This window comes from Actinoplanes sp. TBRC 11911 (assembly GCF_012933445.1).
Lineage (GTDB): Bacteria > Actinomycetota > Actinomycetes > Mycobacteriales > Micromonosporaceae > Actinoplanes.
The window spans coordinates 1-26,022 of sequence record NZ_JABBNC010000060.1 but is presented as its reverse complement, the minus strand read 5'-3'; the positions used below and the strand labels follow the sequence as shown (position 1 = coordinate 26,022).

At 65.9% G+C, this 26,022-nt stretch carries 19 protein-coding genes; 3 read left to right on the top strand and 16 right to left on the bottom strand.

Translation table 11 applies throughout. The features are described 5' to 3' along the window. Nucleotides 1-224 precede the first annotated feature (224 nt). The 5 genes from HH310_RS42355 to HH310_RS42335 all read right to left on the bottom strand — a co-directional run bounded on the left by HH310_RS42355 (nucleotide 225) and on the right by HH310_RS42335 (nucleotide 3,672). Nucleotides 225-476 carry a hypothetical protein gene (locus HH310_RS42355; RefSeq protein ID WP_169181431.1) on the bottom strand — a complete coding sequence of 84 codons (252 nt, stop codon included), beginning with the start codon at nucleotides 474-476 and terminating at the stop codon, nucleotides 225-227. A gap of 41 nt (nucleotides 477-517) precedes the next feature. After that, complete coding sequence (locus HH310_RS42350; RefSeq protein ID WP_169181430.1) at nucleotides 518-859, bottom strand: hypothetical protein; 342 nt, start codon at nucleotides 857-859, stop codon at nucleotides 518-520. A gap of 314 nt (nucleotides 860-1,173) precedes the next feature. After that, nucleotides 1,174-1,890, bottom strand: coding sequence for a GGDEF domain-containing protein (locus tag HH310_RS42345; protein WP_169181429.1), 717 nt, complete (start codon nucleotides 1,888-1,890; stop codon nucleotides 1,174-1,176). 40 nt (nucleotides 1,891-1,930) lie between these two features. Further along, the gene (locus tag HH310_RS42340) at nucleotides 1,931-2,749 is read right to left on the bottom strand and encodes a hypothetical protein (RefSeq protein WP_169181428.1); all 819 of its coding nucleotides are present in this window, start codon (nucleotides 2,747-2,749) and stop codon (nucleotides 1,931-1,933) included. 746 nt (nucleotides 2,750-3,495) lie between these two features. Beyond that, nucleotides 3,496-3,672, bottom strand: coding sequence for a hypothetical protein (locus tag HH310_RS42335; RefSeq protein ID WP_169181427.1), 177 nt, complete (start codon nucleotides 3,670-3,672; stop codon nucleotides 3,496-3,498). Nucleotides 3,673-4,593: 921 nt separating this feature from the next. On the opposite strand from HH310_RS42335, the gene HH310_RS42330 reads away from it, so the two are divergent. Continuing rightward, the gene (locus HH310_RS42330) at nucleotides 4,594-5,049 is read left to right on the top strand and encodes a hypothetical protein (protein WP_169181426.1); all 456 of its coding nucleotides are present in this window, start codon (nucleotides 4,594-4,596) and stop codon (nucleotides 5,047-5,049) included. A gap of 266 nt (nucleotides 5,050-5,315) precedes the next feature. Here HH310_RS42330 and HH310_RS42325 read toward each other — a convergent pair whose 3' ends face one another. The 8 genes from HH310_RS42325 to HH310_RS42290 form a co-directional block, all read right to left on the bottom strand. Continuing rightward, entirely contained in the window at nucleotides 5,316-6,101 is a 786-nt protein-coding gene (locus HH310_RS42325; protein ID WP_169181425.1) for a GP88 family protein, read from the bottom strand. 25 nt (nucleotides 6,102-6,126) lie between these two features. Further along, nucleotides 6,127-7,044, bottom strand: coding sequence for a replication-relaxation family protein (locus tag HH310_RS42320; protein ID WP_169181424.1), 918 nt, complete (start codon nucleotides 7,042-7,044; stop codon nucleotides 6,127-6,129). 193 nt (nucleotides 7,045-7,237) lie between these two features. Beyond that, nucleotides 7,238-9,463 carry a type IV secretory system conjugative DNA transfer family protein gene (locus tag HH310_RS42315; RefSeq protein ID WP_248294964.1) on the bottom strand — a complete coding sequence of 742 codons (2,226 nt, stop codon included), beginning with the start codon at nucleotides 9,461-9,463 and terminating at the stop codon, nucleotides 7,238-7,240. A 366-nt stretch (nucleotides 9,464-9,829) separates the two neighbouring features. After that, entirely contained in the window at nucleotides 9,830-11,617 is a 1,788-nt protein-coding gene (locus HH310_RS42310; protein ID WP_169181422.1) for a VirB4 family type IV secretion system protein, read from the bottom strand. A gap of 1 nt (nucleotide 11,618) precedes the next feature. Continuing rightward, the gene (locus HH310_RS42305) at nucleotides 11,619-12,554 is read right to left on the bottom strand and encodes a PrgI family protein (protein ID WP_169181421.1); all 936 of its coding nucleotides are present in this window, start codon (nucleotides 12,552-12,554) and stop codon (nucleotides 11,619-11,621) included. Nucleotides 12,555-12,755: 201 nt separating this feature from the next. Next, on the bottom strand, nucleotides 12,756-14,144 hold the full coding sequence (locus HH310_RS42300; RefSeq protein WP_169181420.1) for a hypothetical protein: 1,389 nt from the start codon (nucleotides 14,142-14,144) through the stop codon (nucleotides 12,756-12,758). Between the two features lie 2 nt (nucleotides 14,145-14,146). Beyond that, on the bottom strand, nucleotides 14,147-14,482 hold the full coding sequence (locus HH310_RS42295; RefSeq protein ID WP_169181419.1) for a pilin: 336 nt from the start codon (nucleotides 14,480-14,482) through the stop codon (nucleotides 14,147-14,149). Between the two features lie 278 nt (nucleotides 14,483-14,760). Beyond that, the gene (locus HH310_RS42290) at nucleotides 14,761-15,747 is read right to left on the bottom strand and encodes a hypothetical protein (RefSeq protein ID WP_169181418.1); all 987 of its coding nucleotides are present in this window, start codon (nucleotides 15,745-15,747) and stop codon (nucleotides 14,761-14,763) included. A 184-nt stretch (nucleotides 15,748-15,931) separates the two neighbouring features. Between HH310_RS42290 and HH310_RS42285 the strand changes: the two genes are divergently transcribed. Continuing rightward, nucleotides 15,932-16,723 (top strand): hypothetical protein, encoded by a 792-nt coding sequence (locus HH310_RS42285; protein WP_169181417.1) that lies wholly within the window; start codon nucleotides 15,932-15,934, stop codon nucleotides 16,721-16,723. A gap of 480 nt (nucleotides 16,724-17,203) precedes the next feature. Continuing rightward, complete coding sequence (locus tag HH310_RS42280) at nucleotides 17,204-18,190, top strand: site-specific integrase (protein WP_211193322.1); 987 nt, start codon at nucleotides 17,204-17,206, stop codon at nucleotides 18,188-18,190. A 384-nt stretch (nucleotides 18,191-18,574) separates the two neighbouring features. On the opposite strand, the gene HH310_RS42275 is transcribed toward HH310_RS42280, so the two are convergent. The 3 genes from HH310_RS42275 to HH310_RS42265 form a co-directional block, all read right to left on the bottom strand. Further along, on the bottom strand, nucleotides 18,575-21,505 hold the full coding sequence (locus tag HH310_RS42275) for a hypothetical protein (protein ID WP_169181415.1): 2,931 nt from the start codon (nucleotides 21,503-21,505) through the stop codon (nucleotides 18,575-18,577). Further along, nucleotides 21,502-22,947 carry an ATP-binding protein gene (locus HH310_RS42270; protein ID WP_169181414.1) on the bottom strand — a complete coding sequence of 482 codons (1,446 nt, stop codon included), beginning with the start codon at nucleotides 22,945-22,947 and terminating at the stop codon, nucleotides 21,502-21,504. The genes HH310_RS42275 and HH310_RS42270 overlap by 4 nt, the downstream gene beginning before the upstream one ends. Nucleotides 22,948-23,206: 259 nt before the next feature. Then, nucleotides 23,207-26,022, bottom strand: a 2,816-nt coding sequence (locus HH310_RS42265; protein WP_169181413.1) for a hypothetical protein, incomplete at its 5' end; no start/stop codon positions are given.

Here is a 26,022-nt window from a genome sequence, read left to right as displayed (position 1 = left end):
CATGCCGGACCAGCTGTCCGACGCTCACGCCAACCGCGTTACACCACTATCAGGGACGCCACTCCCTCCTATCCCCGCCTCGTGGCGGCGGACAGGCTGAGACCGGCGGCCTCAGCCTGCCCGTGGGCACAAGGTGAGGCCGTCGCCCGCGAAGGCGGGCGGCAACACGAATCTGAAGCGATCCGGCTACGGTGTCCTTGCTCAGCCAGCGCTCGGACGACGAGTCATGCGACGGTCCCGAGACCGTGGACTACCTGCGCGATCATGCAGGTCAGGGCGACGCGGTCTTCGGCACGCCACGAGTCCGGCAACACGACAGTGAAGGTTTCACCCCGCAGGATCGCATCGCCGCAGCTTTGGCCGTCCTCGTCGGCAAGCATGATCCTGGTCAACCCGCGGGCGGGTCGATCCGCCCACACCTTCACTCGACGCTCCCCGAACGTCTGCTCGATCAGTTCCACGGCGTACTCGGTCATTGACGGGAACTCCATCATGTGGCTCTCAAGATGAGGTCTCTTCACCGTGCGATCACCACCTCGTCATCGAGGATCTCGAACGAGGGGATCGCCGTCGCCCGTCTCAGGAGCTCCATCCAGTCGTCGATGATGGCCATCGGGCCGTCGGGGTCTGGTAACGGATGCACCTCAGCGAAGTCCGGGGTGTCGTCGGTCAAGGTGCCTACGGTTGCGAGCACTCCAGCGAAGACACGTATCGCTTCGCGCTTAACCGCGTCGAGGCGGCCACCGACGATCAGCACGGGCACGCCATCCCAGTCGATCAGGCCGTACACGTCCTTACCGACCGTGGTTGTGGCATGCGGTGTGTCGCGTCGGCAAATGATCAGCTTGCGGGTCTTCATCGTGTTTGCCCGTCGTCGTTGCGAGCGCCGGGTTTGGAATGTTGCGATGGGGTAGACATCGGTACCCCCACCTCCAACTAGATGCGAGGCGAGGCAGCCGGCCGCCACCGGCTCGCCTCACCAAGGGCGGTAGGCGTTACCCGCACGTCTTGCGGGTGCCGGTGGTGCCGTACGGGCACCGGGGCTGCTTGGTTCCAAGCAGCGTGTTTTGGCCGAAGGCGGCCCTGGAGCGGGTCCCGGGATTGACGATCCGTAGTGTGATCGTCTCGGCAGATCTGGTGCCGGTCTCCCAGTCCGCCTTTATAAGCTCCGCGTCAGCGACGATCGACGGATTCGTCGTCGCCGTTTGTCGTGCGGCGACGGACGGCTGGTCGCACATAGGCCGGTAGCGGCTCGCCGTCGCGAACGGGATCGTAGTGCTCCGTGCCGCTGCCGGAGCGCTTGGCGGTATACATAGCCCTGTCGGCGCGACCGAGTGCAGTGTGCGGGTCACCTCCGGGCGCACGGCAGATCCCTATGCTGACGCGGACCGGCCGGGCGACCCCGTCCATGGTGGTCGGGATGGCGAGGGCTGACGCGAGTGACTGCTCCAGCGCGACCGGGTCGCGTTGAGTGATCAAGGCGAACTCATCGCCGCCAAGACGTGCGACGAGGTCGCCCGGCTCGGCGGCACAGCAAAGCCGTTCGGCCAGCGAGAGAAGGTAGGCGTCACCGCCCGCGTGGGTGTGGGTCGCGTTGATGTCATGCATGCCGTCGACATCAATGACGGCGACAGTCACGTCGCTACCCGCGGCCTCGAAGAGACGCCGCTCGGCGAGCCGACGAACCGCGAGGCCCGTGACCGAGTCCGTGTGCGCGACGTCCAGGTCCACCCGCAATTGCGCCAAGCGCTCCCGGAGGCGTACGGCACGCAGGTCATAAATCGCCACAACGTCGGCCAGGACGACGACGTTGAACAGGACGAAGCCGCCTGCCAGAAGGTCATGACCATTGAAGAGTAAGAAGGCGGCCAAGAATTGGATCGCCGTCACAATGGCTATTCCAAGCCAGCGTAGTGACGTGTCCGAGGATCTAAAAGGCATCCTGTGGTTCTCCTCTCTTGACTGAATCGGGTCCAGGAATCGCTGTAAGGATCCGCAGTTCAGGAGTTTGAGATGCTGATGACGGCCCGCCCGGGTTCACTGGATTTACTGCTATAGGCCGGGCGAGACGGCTGTAGAGAGCGACTAGGTTGTCGCTCTGTTGCAAGGCCGCGATCTGGCGGTTCACGATCTCCAGGTAGGTCAGCTCGATGGCGTACTCGTCACTGGTGGGTGCCAGGTGGGTGCCGTCAATGGCCACGAAGCTGTTGCCTGGTACGGCGTGCAGCGCGCCGTAGTTGGCGTAGCTGTCGCCGCTGATCTGAAACGCTTCCAAGTGGCTGGTCGGTATGTCCATAGCTCGCTCGGGTAAGGCGTTGTAAGTGCGCATTGCCGCCACCCGCGGCTGGGCGAGGTAGTTCTGTTGTGCCCAGGCAAGCTGGTACGCCTCGGGGTCCTCGCGGTGGCGTGCCAGGAAGGTCCAGTACGGCTGTGCCGGCCGAGTGCCAGCGACTACTTGGCTCCATAGCTGCCACCGGTGCCAGTAGGTACGGTGGGCGGCAGCACGCATGGCCTGGAGGTTGAGAAGAAGGATTGGGCCACCGGCAGCAGTGTCGTGCTGCGGACGCAGGAGACTGGCACGGCGGAAAACGGTGTTGGTCAGGAAGTATTCGGCGGTGCCGAGGGTCGCCAGCGATGCGGCGGCCAGGCGGTGTGCGGCGACGGCGGCCAGGTCGTCAGTCGGAGTGCCATCGGGCACACACGCGACGGTTAGCCACGGGTAGGGCATGGTTTCCTCCTCGAAGAACATCAGGCAGTGCAGGCATGCCGAGACCGGCGTGCCCGAAATGGCGTACGGAAGGACCGAAGGACGGTCAGCAGTGCGCGGAGAGGTCCGCGGGGCGGGTGCCCCAAGAGAGGGCAGCCGCGTAGGTCACGCAATGGGCGGGCGCCGACGGGCGGGGCAGGCCGACCGGCCAGATGGCGGGTGGGCGGTTGCGACCGCAATCGTGGGCAGCGAGGCCCGAAGGATAGTTCCCAAGGAGTTCAATTGAAATTGAGCCTTCACCGTAGCCATCGCACCCAACAGCGCACCGAGACCGAATCCCGCAGTGAATCGCCGTCTGACCTGGGTTGTTGGGTACTACGACTCGATGCCACCGTTGATCGGCGGACCGTCGTTGGGCGACAGCGATGCGTTGTTGGACGGAGCGGTGACCAGGAATGGTTCGGTGCGCATCAGCTCGACGGCGAGGCCAGCCACGTTGCGGCGCGGGCGCAGTGCCGCTCGTCCGCTTCGATGAGCATGACGCGACGCCCGGATACCCGTGCGGCAATCGCCGTGGACCCCGATCCCAGGGCGCGTAGTCTGGTGACTGTCTTCCGAGCTGGGGGAATGCGGTCAGCGGCCTACGTGGAGGCGGTCGCGGGCCTGCTCACCACGGTTCTCGCCGGCTGGCCGCGCACCCAGACTCCGGTATCTGCGCGCCCGCGTCGATACCGCGCGGTGACCGTCGTTGACGGTTAAACCCTGCGAGGTTCGGGCCGCGGCGGCCGTCAGGTCCACCGCTTTCTGCCTTGGACACCGGCACCGGCCTGGCCCAGGTCACCGTCGATACCAAGAGCAATGAGATCCCCGCGTTCGGCCCGCTGCTTGATGCCGTCGCGACGGTGCTCGGCACCCTGGCCGGGGTGTTGTTCACCGCGGACGCCTTGCATACCCAGACTGGTCACGCCGACGAGGTCGCCCGTCGCGGCGCGCACCTGCTCGCGCAGTCAAAGCCAATCAGCCGACCCTGTTCAAACAGCTCAAACGCCCGCTCTGGGCCCAGATCCCGGCTAGGAAAGGAGCCGCGAACGCGGTCACGGCCGGGGGAGACCCGCACCGTCAAAGCCGTCACCCTCCAACGCCCGGTGGTATCGGATTCCCACACGCGGTGCAGGCCGTCCGAGTCACCCGCACCCGTACGTCGCGGGTAAACCGAGCCGTGAATCGCCCTACCTGACCGTTTCGATACCCGCCTGACAAGCCTTGTCCATCGACCTGCAGACCTGGATTCGCCAGCATTGGCCCATTGAAAACCGCCTGCACCACGTGCGCGGCGTGACCTTCCGTCGAGACCAGCACCAAGCCCGGACAGGCAACGGACCCGCCATCCTGGCGATCCTGCGTAACACCGCCATCGGCTACCACCGAGTCACCGGAGCAACGAATATCGCCCGAGCAACCAGACAGGCCCACTGTCGCTCACGCGACCTCATCACCACCGTGACCAGCAGTCACCCGATGACCCAACGACCCTGGGTGAGACGGTCCGCCGCTCGCTTGCTGCGCTGTTGTGCTACGTACCGGGCAAAGCTCTCCGTCGCTGCGGCCCGGAGCTCCGCGAACGTCGGCAGCAGCGCGAGCAGCTCGGCGATCAGGCGGGTGGGACAGCGGCAGCACATTGGAAATGTGCCTTGTCCGTGTGCTCCAGTGTCTGCCACGACCCGGCTTCAGCTTGGAACCACCATCGAGCGCTGCTGCGACACGCGCCAGTCCGTCACTCCGACGGCGCCTTACTCAACTTGCGACTGATTTAGAATTTAAGGTTGAGGAATCTAAATCTTTAATCTAAACTACGTTGCAGAGAGTTTGGTGACCCGGGAGGCCAAGTGGATGCCGTCGATGGCAACTTCGAAGAGTACGAGACGTCTTACAGTTCATGGCAAGAGCTTCGCGAGGACGTGGACGCCAACGGCGGCGTTTTGCGGGTGAGCATGTGGAGCTTGCGCGAGATCACCGGCATGACCCGACTCAAGGTTCACGTCGTGGCTAGTATCAGCGAGGCCCTCACCGATGTCGGACTTGCCCATCTGCCTACCGATTTGCCGCGTAATCAGAACGAGTACGTCGTTGTTTATCGGGCGACCAGCGAGGCAGCCGCCATCATAAACGCGGTGCGGAACGGGTCTAGCGGTGAGGCGGCTGAACGGGCACTCCGCAAAGTAAACACCTCGGACAGTATTCAGGCCAACCGAAAAAACGAAGCAAAGCTCGACGAGATCGCCGGCAAAGTAGACGAGTTGGAGAGCTTGCTGAAGGACTTTCGCGATGTCCTTACTCCCTGAGTGCTCGGCCATCTGGTCGTTCGATCTCGGTTGGTGGTGTTCCTAAGATGGATAAATCTTCGCAGATACCAACGGCGTCCTCGACCTTCTCGATTACCAGCGGCGACAGACCACCGAACAGGACGGCGACAAGATCATCAGCTTTGCACCGGCACCACTATCCAACATGAACAGCGTCGCCCGCTGACGTGACTTTGCCAGGTTCGGACACTGAGACTTCCGGGTTGCCGCTATCGGTGCGCGAATCGGACGGGATGCCCGGCCGATCAGGCGGCGCTGGCATGCGACGCGCCTGCCTGGCCGGTGCGGCGCTCGCGCCTTGCACGCCGGTGCGTGTCCTCTTCGGCTTGCCATTGGCTGAACCGGCGGCCGGCCATGGTTTTCAGGAAGGCGCGGATGCGGTTAGCGGGAATGCCGACCAAGCTTGGGCCGAGCACGGCTAGCAGGTCCGACGCCTCCTGCGAGGACCAGCCGGCGTCGATGATCGCCTGCTCGTCGGGGAAGACGTCGGCGACCCGGTCGACGGCCGGATCGAGCGCGCTGTCCTGGGTTCCGCCGTAGGAGTACACCCATAGGAAGTTGGCCGGCGGTTCCGGCTCCACGAGGCGCCGAAATCGCTCCACTTCCTTGGTGTACGCATAGAACCGAATGTCGGTGTGGGCAGCGCAAATCCGCTGCCAAGCGTTCAGATAGTCGTCTGAAAAGAAGTCACCGGCGTCGTGTACCCGCACCCAAGCGCCGCGGAACTTCTTCGCCTCGACCTCGCGGCTCATGGCTGTTTCCCAGCCGGGCAGGTCGTCGAGGACGAACGTCAGGTTTGCTTGGTGCTTGGCGCGGACGACCGGCCAGAGGTAGGTGCCCTGACGCGCGTAGCAGACGTGCCGGCAAATTCCGGCAGACGGGCAGGTGTTGAACGTGCGTCCGTCGCTGAGTCGTCCGGCCCAGGCCGGCAGCGACCAATTCCAGACGCCGATCGCCTTTAGTTCGCGGTTTTGGGTGAGTAGTGGTCGTGGGCGTGGAAGTGTCCCGGTGTCGGGGTGACGTGCTGGCATAGAGCTCCCTGATGTGTGGTTGGGGTTAGGCGGCGACGTTGCCGAATGGTCGGAGCGGATCGTCGGCGGGCTGCGGCGGTCCGATGGTGAAACCGCCCGGCTGGCCGTGGTTGCTGGGCAGTTCAGCGAGAACGAGGCGGTGGCGGCCGTTGCCGACGAGCCGCCAGACCGGGCCGGCCGGGTCGGGCCCGGATTCCGGTGAGGTTGTGGCGACGATGAGAGTGGGTTCCGGCCGGTCGGCGAGCTTGCGGTGAAGGTTCTGCTCTCGGATCCGGCTGGGCAGCGCGAACAGGATCGGGTATTGCGGGCCGCCTTCGGCGCACAGTCTGCGATGCGAGGCGAGTTTGTCGACAAGCCGGCCGATCGGTTCGGTGCCGCGGTCGAGCTCCAGGAAGAAGCCGATCTCCTGTCCGCCGTCGGTCCAGACACCATGTCCGTCGGGTTTGATCTTGCGACCGAATTTCTCCGCAGTGCTGCGCTCGGACCACCAGCGGACCAACCGGGTACCGGGGTGATGGCGGGCGTGGATCAGCAGGGAAACAAACACGTCGTTGACGGCCAACTGGTGCTGCAAGATCGGGCTGGAGTAGATCCGGTCCTGCCGTTCGCGTACGGCTCGTGCTGTCGGCGGTTGATTGTTTTCGGCCAGGGCGACGTATCGCGCGGATAGCAGCCCTGGCACCCAGCAAATCGGATCAGGTGCGCCCGGCCGGTTGCGGATGAAGCGGTCGATGAAGCCGATCCTGCGGAGCAAATGAAGGCGGTGGCGGCACGTAGTGGGATTGGTGAACAAGATCGACGTGATCTGTGGGGTGGTCAGGGTGGTGTGTTCGTCCAGGAGGCGAGCGATGGCGTAGTCGCGCGAGCGAAGTCGGTGAGAGACATCGATCAGCGATGGAGTGGTTCGATGCCGTGAGCGGATCGCACGAGCACTGGTCGTCATCGGGTTCCCCGTCGGGTGGCTCCCCGGAGGGAGCTGTCGGGATTTGGTGGGTGCGGTCATGACAGGCTCCTAGCTGGGCTGTTGGGCAATGCGGGGTTAGCCGGCACCCGGCAGTACGGCGCCGAGCACGGGCCGTGGAGTGGCTGATGCGTCGACCGGCCTCAAGGCCAGATCACGCCGGTGTTTGGCACGATCAGGGTGACTCGGCGAGACCGGCCAGTTGGGCTATGGCCGATTGTTTCCCGACGCCGCCGGTGACAGCGAGGCGCAGTGCGGTAGCTTCACCGACGGGGGCCCTTGGTGGGTTGGTGTGCAGGGTGAAGGCGCTGGTTTCTCGGTTGTTGACGATCAGGCGGCACGCGGCCCGGTATTTGTCGAGGTGGGACAAGTCGTGCTCGTCCAGCTCGGGCAGCGTGTGCCGGGCCAGCTGGTGGGCGTCCTCCGGGGAGCAGGAGAAGAACACCTTGTTGCGGGCGTTCGCGCTGATGGCCAGTTGGGTGTCGCGGGGCATCTGGGCGAGGTTTTGGTGGGCGAGGATGAGGCCGAGCCGGTATCCGCGGGCTTCGGCGAGCATGTCGCCGATGCTGCCGGGCAGGTTGAGAAAATTGTGGGCCTCGTCGATGTACGCGAAGGCGTCACGGCGTTCGGATTCAGGGAGCCTGGCCCGGCCGGTTGCGGCCTGCCACGCGGAGGCGAGAACGAAACTGCCCATGAGCCGCGCGGTTTCCTCGCCGATCTGGCCCTTCGGGAGCCGGGCGAGCAGGATGCCGCCATCGAGGATCCGCCGCATGTCGAAGCTCGACCGTGGTGCGCCGAGGGTGCGTCGCACGAAGTCACGCAGTAGAAAAGCCCGTAGCCGCGACAGCACGGGGCCGATGACCTGCGCGCGCAGCGGCGGTGGTGTGGCTTCGAACCATTCCCAGTAGCCGCGTAGACCTTCGGGGTCGTCGAGCTCGTAGGTGAAGTTAGACCGGAACTGCTTGTCGTTGAGCAGTGGTGGGATCAGCGTGAGGGTGGCGTTGGCCTTGCGCAGCAGGGTCAAGCACGCCACGCGCAGCGTGTCGTCGATACGCGGACCCCAATGCTTCGCGAAGATCTTGCCGAAGATGGAGACGATGTTGTCCACGACCAGGTCGTCGTCGTCGCCCTGCAGCGGGTTGAGCGTGGTGCCGGCGGGTTGATCCGGGTCGATGATGGCCAGCCGTTTGGCGTGGCTGGCCGGGATCCGGTCGAGTAGGTCGAGGATCAGGTCGCCTTTGGGGTCGATGACCACGACGCCGCGGTGGGCGTGAATGTCATCGAGGATCATGTTGAGCAGCAGGGTGCTTTTGCCGCTGCCGGTGGAGCCGAGCACGTGGAGGTGCTGACGGGCGTCGGCGACCTGTAGGGCCACGGAATGGCCGCCGATCTCGGCGCGGCCAAGCACCTTGGTACCGCGGCCGCCGGAGCCGACCGCGACGGGAGCGGGCATGGGCTTGGCGCGGGCCCGGTCCAGGCCCGGCACGGCGACGTCTTGCGGCAAGGCCGCGATCGTTGCCAGTTCCTGCGTGGAGAGCAGGAAGCCACGCCGCAGTCGGCGGTCGGCTAGCACGCGGGCCGGATGCCTTATGCGTCGCCGGTGCAGCCGGTTGCGGCCGGTCCACGAGCCGAACGCGGAGGCAATGCCGTGGGCGACGGTGACCAGACGGGGCTGGAGATCGGCGGGGTTGCTGTTCTTGGGGTTCGTGTGCGCGACGCCGAAGCGCAACGCGACTTCCCATTGGTTGCCAGTGAGCTTGTCGATTCCTGCTTTGGCGTCACGCTCGCGTTGCGGGTCCCCCCGCGGATCTTGAATGTGCCGGGCGCCGGCCTGGTGGGGGCGCCGGCGGGCGCCTAGTAGCTCAAGGACGAAGTCGACGAGCAGCCGTAGCCAGGTGGCCGGGTCGCGCGGGTCGTGGGGTGGCTGGCCGGTGCGCAGGCTTTGCACGCCGCGGCGGAGCCGTGCGATCTGGTGGCGGGTGGCGGGGCGGGCGAGAACCTGTACGCAGGCAGATTCCGTGTGGTGTAAGCCTGATGCGGCCGCGATCAGGGTGCGCATCGGGTCGTTGGCGTGGTCGGTCTGCAGCGGATACCAGGCCGGCATGCTGGGCGCGAGCGCAGCGCCCACGGCGAGGGCGTCGCCGGGCAGTGGTGGATCGGCGTCGGTGACGGTGCAGGCCGCGCCGGGCCAGGCGCCGCGGATCGCGGCCTGGATCGGGCCGTGCTGGATGGTGCGTGGCACCCAGATCGCGATCGTCAGTTGCCGGCCGCGCCACCGGTATTCAACGGCAACGTGAGGGCGGCCGTCGCGCAGCCTGCGCCGCCAGCCGGCGTACAGGATCTCCGCGAGTGTCGCCCACAGGGTGGCGGCGCCGTCCGGGTCGACCTCCGGCTGCGGCAAGACAGTCAGGAGTTGGGCGTGCCGGGCCATCCGGTGGTGCCGGCGCCGAACGATGACGGTTCGGACGAGTGCGCCGCAGACGATCACCAGGACGGCGGCGAGGGCGAGCCAGAACCGGTCGCGGCACCAATTGGTGACGGTGGTGGCTGCGTTGAACAGCCATTGCGATGGATTCGGCAGCGTCTGGAGTGCGGGTGGCGTGGGTGAGGGGCTGGACGATGGCGCAAATACTTGAGGGACCGCGAGGGCATGAATCCACATAATTCGGCCTTTCAAGGCGCAAAAAAGGCCGTAGGCCGCCGTCGTGGCGGCCCACGGCCTTGGGGTGGGGGTTGGGTCACGGCCGTTCGTAGCCGTGCGCGGGTGTTAGCGGTTGTCGACCAGGTCGAGGTCGCCGGTGCAGAGCTGGTGTTCGGTGTCGGAGGCAACGGCCTGGAACCCGACGCGATGGGTGCCGGCGATGAGCAGCCCTTCGCCGCGGCGCGCGTTCAGGAGAACGCGGGCTTCACCGCTGGTCAGGCCGAAAACGTCAGCGACCAGGTCAATGGCAGTGGCGGCCTGCCGCAGCAGAACTTGAGTAGCGGCGTTAGCGATGACGACCTGCCCGAGCACGGAGCCGAGCAGATCGACTACGTCCTGGGTGATGACGGTCAGTCCAGTCCGACGTTTGCGGGCGGACTTTGCCAGCCGGCCTAGGAATTTCGCGCCTTCGCCGTCGCGGAGCAAGGTCCAGGCTTCATCAACCATGACCAGCCGCCGCGGGGTGGGTGCGGAGTGGATTGCAGGCGTGTCGACGTCGCGCCAGATCGCATCCAAGGCGAGGAGCATGCCGGGGGCACGCAGTTCGTCGGCGAGTTGCCGGGTGGACCAGCACACCAGCTGCCCCGCGGGGGCGGTGGTAGTAGGACCGTCGAACAGAGCCTTGAAGGATCCGCTGGTCCACGGGGTCAGCCGGGAGGCAAGGGTCTCAGCGGCTTCGGTGTGTTGGTCAGTCAATGCGGTGGCGACGTCGCGCAGCAGGGGCGCCTCCCGCCGCCACGTGTTGGGCTCGTTGGAGATCCCGGCTCTGTCGTAGGCGGCGTTGATCGCCTTGTCGAGGGCGGCACGTTCAGCGGGTGGCGGTTGGTCGCCGAGCAGTACCGCGACCAGCGTGTGCAGGAACAGTGCACGATACGTACGGGCCTGTGGTCGTTGGTCGGCGGGCGGGATGTCAAGCGGGTTGACCCTGACCTCGCCCGCACCGAGGGCAACTGTGACGCCGCCGACTGCCTCTGTGAGACGGATGTACTCGTTGTCGGGATCGATGATTGCGACGTGGACGTCGTCGGCCAGCGAACGCAATACTTCGAGTTTGACGAAGTAGGACTTGCCCGCTCCTGACCGGGCGATGACCACGCTATTGGCGTTGTCCTGCGCCCAGCGGTCCCACCACACCACGCCGTTGCTGTCGGGGTTCAGCCCGTACAACACGCCACTGTCGGATCCGGATTCCCCGGGCAGCGGCGCCGGCAGATCGGAGGAGGCGAGGGGGAAAGCCATGGCGAGGCCGTCGGTGTCCATGACCCGGCGCATACCTATCCCGTCGGCGGCCAGGGGCAACGCGCTGGTCCAGCCCTGCATTTGCCGCCAGGTCGCGGGCTGGGTGTCCAGCAGAACTGACGCCGCGGTAGCTCGCACGTGAGCCACCGCCTCGTCGAGCTCGTCACGGCTGGTGGCGTGCACGCACAAGTACAAACCAACGCGAAAGAGGTTGGCCTGGCCGCGAGCGATCCGTTCGGCTAGTCCGGCGGCATCGTCGGCGGCGGCCTCTGCTGCAGGGTCGCCCAAGCGGCCTTGGCGTGCGTCGGTGCGTCGGTTGGCTTCGAGCCGAGTCCGCTGTTTACGAAGCCGGCCGGCGGCTAGCTGTGGTGTCAGCGGGTCGATGTATACGACGACATCGAGCCGGCCGGGCCAGGAAAGCAATGGGTCGAGCCACGCAGGACCGACTTCCGAGGGATATCCGGTCACGATCAGCGTCGCCGCGTATCCGTCGCCGACTCGCAGATAATGAGGCGCGGTCTCAATGGCTGCCGGCCCTACGACCGCCGCGAGCCTGGCCGCGTCGGCTGTACTCGCGTCAACGGCGGCGCGACCGTGTCGCTTGAGTATCGACATGTCAGTCGCCTCCTGATCCCGTGACGGCCTCATCAGGCAGTGAGCGGCTCCAGCTGACATCGGCAGGGGTGAACGGATCGGTGGCACAGGTCAGTACTGCGGCGGCCTGGCCGCCGTCGAGCACCGCCGATTGTGCGCCGAGCGTGGCCAGGGCAGACGCTGTGTGCTCGGCACGGCGGAGAACCTCGGTGTCGGGGGCCCGACTGCTGGCGGTGACCGCGATGGTGACGGTGCGCCACAGCGGATCGCGCCGAGCCGCCAGGTCCTCGAGGAAGGCTGCGTAGTCCGATGCGGCCGCAGCGAGTGCGGGATTGGCGATGGTCGCGGCTTGCTCGGCAATGCGTCGTCCGTGGCCGGACAGATCGACGCGCTGCGTTGAGACCACGATTTGAATTGGCCCGGATAGGGAGTTGAGCCAGCGACCGTAGCTGCCGATCAATGCGGCCTGCTCGTCGCCGGTGCGGAGGCCGATGTTCACAGTCGTGCAGGCGACCAGCGCCACCGCTTGTGTACCGGTGTCGATAACTCCGGTGTCGCTGATCGCGTTGGCGGGCAGCCGCAGTACCGGCACGGTAGCGGCCGGGGTTGTCGTGGGCGGTGCCCAGGTCGGTGGCGATGTTGGTCGGCCGGCTGCCGGGATCAGCCGGTGTGGCTGTTGGGTGTGCCTGATTGCCGCCAGTAGCCAGGCGTCCATCGGCAACCCGTCACGCCGCCCTAGCGCAAGCAGGATTGCCGTCCCGCCGATCGGGGTGAGGATCGCGATCAGCACCGGCTGCGGTACCAGTGCGCCGAGCGCCCTGAAGATGACGAGGCCGACCACCGCGGCGACAGCCAAGGTGGCCAGCTGCCGCGCGGTCAGCCCGTAGACGATCTTGTCGGGCGTGTCGATGTCGGCCGGGATGCGGGCATGTGGACTGACGTCATCGGTCGGCCGCATCGTCGCCTCCGCGGGCCGTCATTCCTTCAGCGCCGCGTGCTTTCATCGCGCGGGTATACAGATCTACACCGGCGGCGAGTTCGTCCGGCGTATAGGGATAGATTGGTCGGCCGGTCGGCCACGCGAACGCAACGACTGCGGGGTCGTCGCGTACCGGCTCTGCGGCCTCGGCATGGGTCTGTGCGGTGTCGTGTGTAGCTGTCATTTGGGTGCCTTTCCGGGTTCGGATGCGCGGGCTTTAAGAGCACGGGTGTAGAGATCGACGCCGCCGGCAATTTCGTCGGCGGTGTACGGGCGCGCCACTCGGCCAATGCGATTGGCGTTTCCGATGCGGTGCGGGGCGGCAGACCTCTGAGGCATCGCGCGCGGCGTTACGACGGAGCGCGGCGCTGACGAGGGCTGCGGTGGTACGGAGGCGCTGACTGTTCGCGTTTTGAGGGCGCGCGTATAGAGGTCGACGCCCTCGGCGAGCTCATCGGGGGTGTACGGGCGGATGATCCGCCCGGTCGGGTACGCGATGCCGACACGGCCCGGTCCGGCTCCGGCTGGACGCAACGACCGCCGCCCGGATCCGGCGGGACGAGACGCGGAGGCGTACGAGGCGGGACCTGTGGCGCTGCCGGTGCTTGGACCTGTCCCACGAGCCAACCGGCTGGCGCCGTGGCCTATGGCGAGTCCGCGAGAGAGGCCGCGGGTGAGCTGCTGAACCGCAACGACACGCAGAACGGTGCCGGCCCGGCTCGGCCGGGCTTGCGTGACGAAGCGCCGCATCAGTGCCGGAATCTTGACAACGGCCCACAGCAGGCAGACGACGATGAGCAGATTGAGGATCCCCGCTGGGTCGCCGTCGGCGACCGACACGCCCAACAGCGGCAGATTGCTGTTCGGACTAAGGAAGACCAGCAGCGTGGCATGCAAGGCAACCGCCTGAACCACGACGATGCCGACAGTGCCCAGCAGCGTGCGCCACCACAATTTGGCAGCACCTTCAGTATGAGGAGTGCCGTGCAAGGCCAACGCGATGGGTGCGATGCCGACGGCGATGACCAGAACACCGAGCCGGATGATCCACTGAACGATCAACGTTCCGGTGAGGGCCGCGATCAGGCCGCCGACCAGGATCAGCAGAAGGCTGGTCGCGGTGGCGCCGGTCTGGCCTTTCATGGCGGAAACGGTGATTTCACGCAGCTGCCGCATTGAGCCTGGCGCGGTGATGTCCTGGCTGGTGAGCGCGGCTGTGAGCGCGTTGGCCAGGCCGATGACGGTCGAACACAGCGGGACGGCGAAGTTGGCCAAAATCAAGCCAAGGACCAAGCGCGGAATCAGTTCGCCCGGCCCGACTTGCGACTGAAAAGTGCCGCGGCCCATCACGACAATGCCCGCCCACAAGAAGGCCAGCACGAAGCACACGTTCACAATGGCGAGCGATGTATTGGCGAACGCGGTGACCTGCGGCAGAACGGTCACGTCCGGTGTGCTGAACGCGGTTGCAGATAGCAGACCCCAGAGCAGATCCAGCACACCGATTACGGTCGTGGCTAACCAGCCGAACAATTCGCCGAAGAGTAGTTGGCTCCCGAACCAGCCCATCGTCAGACCTTGATCCAGCCCTGGACGAGCGCCAACAGGATCGGTGCCAGAAACGCCAGGGCGTAGCCGATGAGGCCGTTGCGGATGATGGAGTTGGCTTTCTCGATCTCGGTGGGATCGCCGTTGGAGCTCATCCGGCGCGCACCGCCGTACGTGACGAACAGCGTGGCGACACCGACCAGCATCCCGACGATCCAGCCTTGGATGTTCGCGATGATCGCGCTGAGCCGGGCGGTGGGCGAGGGCTCCGGTGGTGCCGCCCAGGCCGGGCCGGTGCTGGCGAGGATCGCCGTGGTGACGGCGATGACGATGAGGGATTGGACGATGCGGCGGAACATGGGCACCTCCGGCCCCGCGTGCGGGGCTTGACATGGATTGAGGTGCGCCGCCGAGGAGCTGGGGCAGGCCGTGGGAGCATCGCTCCTTCCGGCCGAGGTGATCGAGTGCGAACACGGCCACTCAGGCCGGCCCAGTCCCGATCCCCGGGGCGCCGGCATCGGCCGCTTCTCGGTCCGATGTCGTGCCCACGAAGGCCTGCGGTTGGGCGGTCAACACAGCGTCTGCTGCCGGTCAACGGCCCAACTTCGACCCAACGTTCCGTCGGCGTTGGGCAAAGTCAGGCGGCAGCGGCCTGCCGTTGAGTGGCCGTCGTGCCAAGGTGTGTCGCGGTGACGCAGCTGCGGGTCGCAGCTCGGCGGCGGGGTCGCAACGCGACGAAGGCGAGGTCGCCCTCGCGAATCGCATCGAGGAGCCGGCGCTCGGCCTTGACGCGCCACGACGATGCGAGGCTCGGGGAGATACCGATCTGTTGCGCTGCTTGAGCGAGGGTGGCGTGTTCCAGGCGGGTCGCGGCGATCAGGTTTGCTTCGTCGGCGTCCAGGACGCCGATGGAAACCGCGCGGGCCAGTACGAGCTCCGGGTGGTCCCACGGCAGGATCGGTGCAACCGGGCTGGTCACGTCGGTGTGGATCAACTGAGCGTCGGAGTCGGCGTCGCGCGCTTTGCGAGCGGCGCGCACGCCAGCGTCGATTAGCCGTCCGACCACTCGGGGTGGTTCGAGATCGATCGTGCGTAGCCGTTCGACAAAGCCGGCCAGAAGCTCCGCGTCCAGATCCTGCGTGTCACCGCGCCATCCGGTGGCCAGCAGTCCGGCGACGTGCCGCAGGCCGGGCATCGCGATGCCGACGGCCGCCACGACCCAGGCGGGTCCGTCACGGCGGGCCCGCACGACAAGTTCCCGCCACACCGCGTCGCGGACCTCGACGCTGGTCTGCGGCGCCAGCAGAAGCGTCTTGAGTCGCTCCAGCGGCAGAATCTCGTCCGGCAGGGCGGGAAACGCGCGTCCGTCGAAGCCGATGTGGGTCGGGGGTTGGATCAACAGCATGAAGGCCCGATGCGCCGCAGCCAGCGGCGATGACGGCCAGGATTGAGTCGGCATGGCGCCCTTCGCGAGGTGATCGGCAACCGCGCCACGATGGCGGTGCACAACCTCCATCCGCGCATGTCCGCCCAACACCCCATGGCCGATACTTTCGAGTCGCGCGGGCCGTTGTTCCTGCTCAGCGACGATGCCTCCCCAACTGTTGGCCGTGTTCCGCACCATCACCCGACGTGATCTACACAGCTCAAGAGCTTGTTGCCCACTGTTGGACCACCAGGCACAGCCAACGAGATGCAGCGACGCGAATAGTGGGCCGGAGCCTGCGCGCCTCGGTCGGTTGAGCAGAGCGAGGCCGTCGTACGGACGATCCTGTTGGGCTCCGTTGGGTGACAGGCGAGCAGAGCCGGTGGTGTACACCGCGGGCGGGCGGCCATTGGTAGATGCGAACACGGTCGTTCAGCGCGGGGGCCAAACGCGCATGAATGCTCAGCCTGATCCCGCGGCTTCGCCCGGAGCAGATGCACGACTCTTTGACGACGGCGTGCCGATGCAGCACGACGACGCGCGCGTGGTCACCGACGACATACCGATCGCCGTCTGGCGCCTGACCGCGCGCGATGGCAGCGCACCAACCGCGGACCCCGGTGCCGTTCTGGCTCCACGACTGGCCCGCCGACTCGTCCTTGTCTATACACGACACGGCGACGTGGTCATCGACTTCGACGGCGACCCGCATCTGCAAACCGCGACCACCGACGCGTCGCGGTCGTACGTCTTAATCACCGATACCAGCAAGATCGCAGAGCTCGACGGCATTACCGCACCCATTAGCCTCATCGTCCTGCGGTGGCCACCACGCAATACCGTCGCGGCCGCCGCCGACTTCAGAGATCTCTTTGCCGCCTGCCGGCTCATCATGACCGCCGAGACCAGCGCGATCGCCATAGTGAGCTCATCAGCGCCTGGGCAACCAGGCACCACATACGCGGAACATATCGCGGAGCTCCTACCTGCCGCGCGTGCCGCCGACCTCACCCACGTCCTGCAAATCGTCGCGGTCACCGGCCAGCACGACGGCGACGAGTTCCTCTACTACGCCACTCCGACAGAAGCCGAAGCGGCCCGCCAGCGCCAGCCGGCCGACGGCTACCACGTCGACCTCCTGGTTTTCGCCAGCGAGTCCGATCGTCGTGACTAGCCGCCGCGCCGACTCATCTGACAGACCGTCCTTGACGTTCGCGTCACGCGCTGCCTGGGCGGGGCTGCCCGGCTTGCCCTCACCAAAACAGAAGAGCCGTACGGCGTCCCTCAGCGTCATCACGTCCGTCGATCGCGACGGGCGACTCGCGGACCGGTCTCCGATGAGCGTCATGCGTTGGTCGCCTGGACAACCCGTCAGCTTCTCGATTAAGCCCGGACCGATCGTCGTAGCCGTACCCGAGGGGTCTGACCGTCTCAACGGACGCGGACACCTTCGGCTTCCGGCACTCATTCGGCGCCGGTGCCACATCGAAACCGGGAGTCGAGTACTCGTCGTACCGAACCCGGTCAAGGCCGAGGTGCTCGTCTTGCCCGTTTGGGTGCTAGACGACCTACTCGACAGCCACCGTGCAGCTTCACCGACCGGGCATACGGCGAAATGACCGCGCCTTCACACGGACGCGACCAGCAGGTAGCGATGCTACGTAGTCTGCTCGATGAGCTTGGCATCACGCCGGAGCAGCTCATCGCCGGCCCAGCTACTGTGGCGGCCATCCCGACATTTGCCGAGTATGTGCCCCTGCTTTCCGAAGCCGTGTCGCCTGGTAGCCGCAAGGTTTACGGTCCGTACTGGGAGAGGATCTGTGAGCGGTGGGGTGAGCGCCGCATCACCGAGCCCACACCGCTGGAGATTAAGCAGCTCTCCGAAGAAGTCCGCCGTAATGCCATCGTTCGCCGCAACACGCGCGGTGGCCGCACCGCGGCCGAACACCTAATCTCGGCGCTTCGGTGCCTGTATCGACACGCCACGTCGGACGGCCTGATCCGTGACGCCGACAACCCGGCAGCGAAGGTGGCCAAACCTCGCCGCTTGGCGAGCCATCGGATGGCACTGTCCGTATCTCAGCTCGCAGAAATCAGCGCGGCGGCCGGCGCAACTGGCAATGATCCGGATCTCGACTGTCTGCTGTTGCGCCTGCACGTCGAAACCGCTTGTCGTCGGGGTGGCGCGCTTGCTCTGCGCCGCGAGGACGTCGACCCTGACCTTTGTCTGATCAGCCTTCGCGAGAAAGGCGGCATCTTCCGCCGGCAGCCGATCTCGCCCACCCTCATGCGACACCTGCTGGTCCAGCACGCCGAACGCGGCTCGGATGACGCGAGCACTCGCCTGCTGCGGTACCGCGACGGCCGTTCGTTGACCTATCGCCGCTACGACCATTTGTGGCGGCGCATCGGAGCCCACCTCCCATGGGTGCGTACCCAACAAATCAGCACGCACTGGCTGCGACACACCACGCTCACCTGGGTCGAGCGAAATTGGGGCTACGCGGTTGCACGTGCCTATGCCGGACACGCACAGCCGAAAAACGCCGGCACCACGTTGACCTACGTCCAAGCTGACATCCATGAAGTGGCCGCAGCGCTCAGCGAGCTCACGGGAGAGCCGCATCCGCTCGCTCCCTGAACCCGGCAGACCACGCACTGTGGATGCCTTGCCGACGCAGCAGCTGCACGAACTGACCCGTGCGTTCAGATTGCCGCGAAGGCCACGCTGATCTTCACCGCGAACCGTCGCACCGAGCCCAGGCGTGCGACCGCGCCGGCGGTCAGTGAATCCAAACGGCCACCTCCCACCTAGCTCCAGCATCCTGGCCAGTCAACCGCCGGAGGGCCTAGAGGATCCGGCTGGCCGTAGCCAGGCCTTGGCAGGTTCCGCAAGACGTTTGGGATGCCCCGCCACCAGAGTCTTGGTGATCACCGGCATCGGTGAGAACAGACGCGTACCAGGATTCACCCGCCGCTGCAGCGGTGTGCTTGACCATCCCCCTGGCGACCTGGTTTCGGTAGTTCAATGGAGACCGGGAGCCGTCTCGTGGCGGGTCAGCAGGCGGCGAATGTGAGGATCTCGCTGGGACAGCAGATCGTCGATCAAATTTAATGCCGCCGTACGCACGTCGGGAGTATCAGCGGAGGCGTAGGCACGGATCGCCATGTCGGATACGAGTCCCTGGTGGGCATGGCGTGTCACTCGACGAAGACCGAGGGGCGGCTCGTCTCCCATCAGAAGTCGGATCGCGTCGATGACGATAGCTGACCCGACGTGGTCAGAATCGTCCAATGCCTTGAGCAGGGGCCACGGGTCGTCCAAGTAGGCAGGACTCGCCAGGAACGCCGTCAGGAGGGTTCGGCTAACCGGGTCTGGTTCAGCGAAGGAACGAACCCATTCAGCAGCTGCTTGACGCACCGCCAGGTCCTCATCCCGGAAAAGCTGACCCAGCCACTCGGCGCACCACCGTCGTACGCGAAGGTCGTCGGACTCAACAAAGGCTGCGGCAACTTGCGCCACGCCTCTGCGGGACTCTGGCGAGCGCCATGACGCGTTCAGCAGAGCGGCCGAGTCGGACTCCAGGGCCATCTGGGCGGCTAGGCGCCCACCAGCCTCGCGTGCGCTCGGGACCCCCGACAGGGACATCTGGATGGCCAAGAACCGCAGTCGCGGCCCCGGCTGCCCCTTCAACCTCGCAATGCATCGCTCGACGTATGGCGTGGCCAACACACGATGGTGAGCGCCGCGCACAAGCCTGCCGAGGAGCTCCCGCGCCAAGCTCTCGTCGTGTTTTGCCACGGTGAGTACCGCGACGGCGGCGCAGGCGCGCACAGCTCCGAGTCGATCGCTACATATGCTTCGCAGTGCGTCCGCGAAGAACGGCAGGCGCTCGGGACGAGGCCAGAGAAGAGCACTAATTGTCTCCGCCGCAGCGCCTCGGACGCTGTTGATGCCGGCCGTGAGCGGGTCTCCGTCATGGGGGTCACCCTGCTCGTCCCCGGGCAACCACAAGTCCTCCTCGGGGTCGGGGTCCTCGGTGGCGTACCAACGCACCATCGCCAGAACATCGTCCGGGATTTCCATGTCGGCCAATCGAGCTAGCGGCTTGCCGATCCAGAGACCTCCCGGGCGACCGGGTAGCTCGTGGATCCGTCGCAGCGCCGAGTACAGGGCCTCGGCCTCGTTAGCGCTCACGGAGTCACCTGCGCCGATCAGGATCGCGGACGGATACGCCTCGTGCACGTCGCTTGGCATCTCGAGAACAAGGTTGAGGAAGCGACCCGGATCTTGTCGTGCCTCCTGCTGCAAAACGGTGGACAGCTCGTGAGGTCCGCCCTTAAGCCACCCTTCCTCCTTCCCGTCAAGGTGGTATCGCCGCATCGCGCCAAGCCATTGCTCATCCGCCATCCGTGCGGCGGAGGCTGCCTCGATCGGCGACGGAACGAAGCCGAACTCAATGCCCCGCGGAGGCGAGGGCCTATCGCCAAACCTCCGCTGGAGTTCCAAGCGACGCTGGCGTGTTTCCGGCGACATGAGGGTCGCGTTCAGACCGTCGAGCAGAACGAACTGTGCTGACCCTTGGGCTGCGCGTCCGTGTGCCGTCCGTTCCGAGTCGGGGTAGAAAGCGAGAATCGACTCCTCAAGGGCGTGCCTGTGCGCGGGCGTGAGGTGGGGATGGATCGCCGCGAGGAGCTCACGTGTGACCCAGTATTGGCTGCCGAGATACCCGCAGCGATAACGAGTTGGGTCGGCCACGAGGAACTCGAAGGCTTGGCCTGCGTACCGGTCTGCGTTGCCGGCCCAGGCACGGTAAAGCAGAAAGCGGGCGATCCTAGAGTCTGTCAACGTGAGTAGGTCAGCTTCGTACGGCAGCAAGTCGACAGTCGTCAGGGCTTCTGAGAGGGTACCGAGCAGCGCGTCCGCCGGGTTCTCCACCTTGTTCACGACAATCGGCCGCCAGGAGGTTTGCGTAGATGCGAGGTACGTGGTCACGTGGGGAAGAACGATCGACACGAACGCGGCGGGTTCGCGTGATGCCATCGCACGGAGAAACCCGACGATCGCATGGTGGCGGCCGGTGACGGCTTCGAGCGTTGACCCGCGTTCGCGGGAGAGCAGGAGCCATCGAGCGACGAAGGCGTCCAGCACCGCGAGCCTTCCCTCGGTGTTGCCTTCGCATTCGGTCAGGGAGTGGAGGAACAAGCCGTCCGTCATCACGCCGTCATCGTCATACAGGCCGCGAGCCAGCGCCGCTGCGATGAGTCGGCAGAAGGCCGTCGATGAGCCTGTGGGTGCCCGGTCGATGAGCAGGCGCAGCCTGTGCCGCCATTCATGTATGGGGAGGAGGGCGATCAGGATTTCTGCGACCCGTTCGCTATCCCACTCGAGGGCAGCGTCGAGCATGGTCGCCGCCACGGCTGGCTGGTCGCCGACAGCCCATCGCAACACCGCGCCTGCTGATTCCGCATAGGCAAACCAGGCAGGGGTCGTGAGTACCTCCAGAACTGGATCGGCGCTGACAATCTCCCAGAGCGCCTGCGACGGCGCTTGGTCTGACGCCAGTACCGACAGCGCGACGTCCTTGAGGTGATATCGGATGTCCGGGTTGCTGAGGATGCCGCTGATAGAACGTTCGTACGCTGCATGGTTCGTGCCACGCTGGTATGTGAGCACCTGTCGCACCAGCGAGCGATGTGAGAGGTCCTGGTCGGTAGCCAGAAGTACCGACTCCAGCGGAAGATCTGACTCGGCCCACGAGCGAGCGATGACCTGATCGAACAATGCCTCGTGCGAGAACCGAATCTCCCGCTGGTCCTGAATCAGCACCCCGTCCCGTACGAGATCCTCCACGACTGCCGACATCGCCTCGAGTTCCCGCACGTCCACCCCGCGAGCCCCGGTCTCTTTGGCCCTCTCCGCAATCAGCTTCAGCGTGGTCCACTTGACGGTCATGTCCGCACCGCCCAATCAAGGTATCCGTCGACGAGCTCCTGCTCAGTGGCGAAGTCGAAGAACTCCGCTGGAGGCACCTTGGTAAGAATCCGAAGGTTTCCAGGGTTGCGCAGGATGGTGATTTGATCCTCGCCGAACTTTGACAGGTCGTGACCAGCGGTGACGAGCGCGCCCGCAGCCTGCTCTCGCGACAGCAGGGCGACATCGAACCGGGCAGCGGGATCAGGCTCCCGCACCAGGCTGCGGAGCCGGGTGTCGGTGTCCAGGTCCTCGGTGCGGCACGAGACCAGGACGGCCATATTGGGATACGCGGTGGCCTCGCGCATCACCTCGCTGACCGCTCGGAACAATTCAACCGGCTTATCGCGATTGACGCCGACGGAGTCCAACGAGTCGATCACTAGGACAGCCGTCTTGGTTCGTGCCACAGCTGCGAGTGCCGCCGCTGGCGGTATAGCCAGCCCCAAGGTCCGCCCGACGTCGGCGCTGGACGTTTCGCGCACGAGCCGGGTCACGTCGATGGTGAGGACCTCGACGTTGGAGAGCAGGAGCTCGCGCACCACCCCAGCGAGCACAGTGCTCTTGCCGCAGCCCTTCCCGCCAGTGACCAGCGCAGATTGGGAGGATCTCAAACACTGGGTTATTCGTGAGACCTCCTCGCGAACGAGAAACGAGGCGTTAACAAGATTCTCCTCAACCCCGGTGCGAAAGAGCTCCGTTGCCGCGCGTACCTCGTTGGCCGAGGCACCCGTCCCGCGCAGCATCGTGCCGTCCTCAGCCAGGCGCCGGATCAGCTCATCCCGGTCAAGCGGTCGGTACAGAGATCCGCGGACAACATCGAGGAGAGCTGCCACCGCGTCCTTCGGGTCGCCGTCGAGGAAGGCTCCGGCGCGCTCGCGTAGGCGCTCCTCCAGGGTCCAAGCGTCGAGGGTTCGCGCCTTGATGCGGCTGCGAAGCCAGGTCCACGCTTCCTGGTCGGTGACGTTCCAGTGCTTGTGCTGTAGGTCGTCGAACGCGTCCGTCAGCTCCTTGCTCGACAGGAAGTGCGTGATGAAGTATGCGAGCGAGGTGCTCTCAGTGGCGTGGTCACATAGCTTGCCCAGCGGGTGTGCAGCGTGCGCCGACACGAAGACGCAGGTGGAGAGTTTGTCGCCCGCGAGCTTGCTGCGGAAGTTCTCGAGCACGTCCTCGCCCTGCAGCGCGGCGAGAGTCCACTTGCCCAGTTGAGCGTTCTGGTACTTCACCTGGTGCCACTCGCGGGTGCCTGCCCGGTCCACGAAGAACTCGAAGCCAACTCCGGCCTTGCCCGGCGGCTCCAGCGTGATCGACTCGGCCAGACCGATCAGCAGGTCGATCAACATGTAGATGGTCCAGTGGTCTTCGTAGATACCACTGACCTTGGAAGCACCGCCGCCGTGCAGGGCGACCTTCGAGGTCGTCATCAACCACCCTCCGCACGGACAGAACAGCCAAGCGCGAAGTCTATCTGCCGACTGGTGCATGGGCGTGCTGCGCCAAGCCGTGGCCCAGCACGTTTACTGGACGCGGTGGCCGATCACCAACGAAGGACCGAGGCTAGCCCGCTTCGTCGGGTTGGTGCTGGGTGTAGGCGTCGTACAGAGCGGATAGGCCGGGGCCCCCGTTGAAGGCGAGTTTCCTGCCATCTCGGCACAAACCAAAGCGCATCATCAGGAACGGCCGTCACCGATCACCCTGGCCGTCGGCTGAGTGGTCCTCCCGACGGGCGTCATCGCGGTAGAACTGGCTCAGCCCGTCCAGCAGGGCCCCTGATCGGGGCCACCGGCCACGTACGCGGTCTGCCGCCGCACTGTATTTGTCCGCGAGCGCGCGTTCTTGCGTTCCGCCGTCGTAGACATCGCGGGTTGTGATGCCGCGCTGATTCATCCTCGCGAAAAGCAGATTTTCGTCGAGGTCAGGGTCGCAAAGGACCTCGAGGACATACCGGATTGGCTCACTGGGCCATGTGCCGTCCTCGTCTGCGGTGACGCCGGACAGGGCATCACCCAGAACGATGGGCAGCACTCGGGCGCGACCAGATGCAGTGAGCATCTCGCGTGCTGTCTCCACCCAACGCAGCATGTTCTCGTTTGTCGGTAGCTGGCCATCGATGGAGCCGGGGAGCGGTGTGCGCCAGTTCCGTAGGATGCTCCGGGCCGCGCTGATGGTCTCTGAGGAGGCCATGTTGTCCCGGGCCTCTTGGTCGCCCGAGCCCGCGTCAGTGTCCTGGTCCTGCCCGTACATCAAGGACACGAGGTCGACGAAGAAGGCGGAGTTGCGGGCGAGTTCACGGTGTATGGCTGCCGGCCTGCGATTGTGATCGAGAAGTGGCTGGTAGAACCACTCGAGTTCCGCGAGTAGCGTGTCGTCCGCGCCGGCGTCCTGGAGACGGTCGAGCAGACGGCCGACCGTGTACTGCGGCGACGGTGCGCGCGAGATGTCTTCGCTCGCGGCCAGAGTCGGACCTCGCAGCGCCTGAATTGCCAGGTCGAGGTCGGCGCCGAGGTCGGCATGGCTGAGCAAGTCGATTGCGGTCCAGCCCCGGCCGTGCTCGATCAGGCGCCGCGCGACGGTTGACGTTAGGCCGTCTGGAATGCCCAGCGGTTGCATGTCGCGCCAGTACTCGTTCTTCGCCGCCTGTTCCAGGCCATCGATGAACGTCAGCAAAGCCTCGTCAATCGCCGTCGTCCGGCACAGCGCTGCAGCCTGCGAAGGTCTGGCCGCTGTCGTGGTAGCGAGCCAGTTGCTGTCCTCCTGCTGCCGGTGTGCCGCTAGCCCGGTGGCCATCGCGTGCAGGGATGGCGATGAGCCTGCGAGGTGATCGAGGACTGCTGAGTCGTGGTCGGTTGTCACTGAGGCCAGGGTGTAGCCGACGGCTGCCGGGTTCTCGGACGTCTCGGCCAGGCGAAAGACTGCTGGGAGCCCGTCGTCGAGGCACCGTCGAACCGCTTCGGCCCGTGCAGAGGCAAGCGCCTCGAAGTCTGGGTTTTCGCCGTCGAGGTTCACTCTGCGGCGAAAAGGCAGCCACGAGAACAGCTCGGCGTCATCGGGTTGGCTGCCTGGGAGGGCGTGTGTGTCCAGGAACGCTTCGAGGGGCTGAAGGGCTTGGTCGGGCAGCGCCCAGTCGGCGTTCGGGTGCCGGCGGTGCATCGCGACTCTCTCCGCGAGCTCCGCGAGTACTACGCGGCGGCCTTCTTCCTGCAAGTTGGGCCAAGCGGTCTCGGCCGCGTCGAGGAGCGCGAGCCTGCCGGGCTCCCGGAATCGATCGACAAGTGCGAGGGCGGCGGCGAGTCGGCTCGGGTCGCTACCAGCATCCTCGGCGATGCGTACGGCCAAGGCATCCAGGGTGTCGACGATGTCGTTCATGGTGGCGTGTGGTGGCCTCGTCCAGTCTCGGAACTTCGGGCCGTTGACCAGAATCATCCCTCGGTCGGCGCGGCTGACAAGGTCGAGCGCGAGTCGCCAAGCCGCCATCGGTACGACGGTCCGGACAGCGTCGAGCGCGGCGATGCGCGTCGCCGCGTCCACCGCGCCTTGCGGGATTCGTAGGTGCAGCGCGGCTGTGAGAGAGGCTCTGGGCCGGTTGGCGAGCCGCCCGCCCGGGTCCCGATCGGCGAGGCGGCCCAGCACGACCGCTACGCGCGATAGCAGTGCAGGAGACCAGGCAAGGGCCTCCAGCGCCCACAACAGCGAGGAGTGGGCGCTGTGGGCCAGCCCGAAGTCGTCAGGCGTTTCGGTGAACAGCGACATCACCGGTGGGGCGGTTTCGTCGAGGGCACGCTCGACACACGCCAGAAAGACCCCTGGGGAAGCCTCGGCCAGCAGCGGCAGCAGATCTACAACCGCGTGCCAGCGAGCGGCGTCGGCATCGTGGAGCAACTCGCGGACAACCCGCGACGCGCGCTGCTGACCAGTGAGACCGCCGGGGAGTTCACGGTCGCCGACGACCGCACCGAGGATCGCCGCGGTCGAAGCCATTCCACGGCGAAGCGCGAGGGAGTACCGCCGGCCCGGGACGCCGGTCTCGCTGAACGAGGCAGCGATGCGTTCTCGTGCCGTTAGCCCTGAAGCGGGGTCACCCTCGCCCAGCACACCTGGAGCCAGCGACTGGAACACATCGAGATCGTCGGCCACCAAGGCGTGGTTCAAGGCATCCCAGGCATCCACCGGATCAGCGAACTCCCAGCGGCGATTCCTCAAGATCAGCGGCGCATCCTCGCCCGACGTCAACGTGCTCAGATCCCGCGCAGTCGCCCGCCAGCCGCGATCGGTCAAGCTCTGCACCGCTTCCCGGTCGCCCTGGACATCGTCGGCCCAGGCACCAGCAAGCAGTAGCGGAGCAAGCAGGTTCGCCGTGGTCTCTGAGGCCCACGGCGGCTGGCGGAGCCAGCCTGGCCGACCGATGCGCCGACGCAGCGATGTCAGACTCCGTCTTGCCGCCCGCGCGTACTCTTCGGCCCGATCGTGGTCGAGCCCGGCCGCGATCCAGATCTTTCGGG

What these genes read in the sequence shown, in the direction of transcription:
- HH310_RS42325 (WP_169181425.1), bottom strand. Translation starts at nt 6,101, where the DNA reads ATGCCAGCACGTCACCCCGACACCGGGACACTTCCACGCCCACGACCA.
- HH310_RS42275 (WP_169181415.1), bottom strand. Translation starts at nt 21,505, where the DNA reads ATGACCGTCAAGTGGACCACGCTGAAGCTGATTGCGGAGAGGGCCAAA.
- HH310_RS42310 (WP_169181422.1), bottom strand. Translation starts at nt 11,617, where the DNA reads ATGTCGATACTCAAGCGACACGGTCGCGCCGCCGTTGACGCGAGTACA.
- HH310_RS42305 (WP_169181421.1), bottom strand. Translation starts at nt 12,554, where the DNA reads ATGCGGCCGACCGATGACGTCAGTCCACATGCCCGCATCCCGGCCGAC.
- HH310_RS42270 (WP_169181414.1), bottom strand. Translation starts at nt 22,947, where the DNA reads ATGACGACCTCGAAGGTCGCCCTGCACGGCGGCGGTGCTTCCAAGGTC.
- HH310_RS42320 (WP_169181424.1), bottom strand. Translation starts at nt 7,044, where the DNA reads ATGACGACCAGTGCTCGTGCGATCCGCTCACGGCATCGAACCACTCCA.
- HH310_RS42355 (WP_169181431.1), bottom strand. Translation starts at nt 476, where the DNA reads ATGACCGAGTACGCCGTGGAACTGATCGAGCAGACGTTCGGGGAGCGT.
- HH310_RS42340 (WP_169181428.1), bottom strand. Translation starts at nt 2,749, where the DNA reads ATGTTCTTCGAGGAGGAAACCATGCCCTACCCGTGGCTAACCGTCGCG.
- HH310_RS42350 (WP_169181430.1), bottom strand. Translation starts at nt 859, where the DNA reads ATGAAGACCCGCAAGCTGATCATTTGCCGACGCGACACACCGCATGCC.
- HH310_RS42300 (WP_169181420.1), bottom strand. Translation starts at nt 14,144, where the DNA reads ATGGGCTGGTTCGGGAGCCAACTACTCTTCGGCGAATTGTTCGGCTGG.
- HH310_RS42295 (WP_169181419.1), bottom strand. Translation starts at nt 14,482, where the DNA reads ATGTTCCGCCGCATCGTCCAATCCCTCATCGTCATCGCCGTCACCACG.
- HH310_RS42280 (WP_211193322.1), top strand. Translation starts at nt 17,204, where the DNA reads ATGCTACGTAGTCTGCTCGATGAGCTTGGCATCACGCCGGAGCAGCTC.
- HH310_RS42290 (WP_169181418.1), bottom strand. Translation starts at nt 15,747, where the DNA reads ATGGTGCGGAACACGGCCAACAGTTGGGGAGGCATCGTCGCTGAGCAG.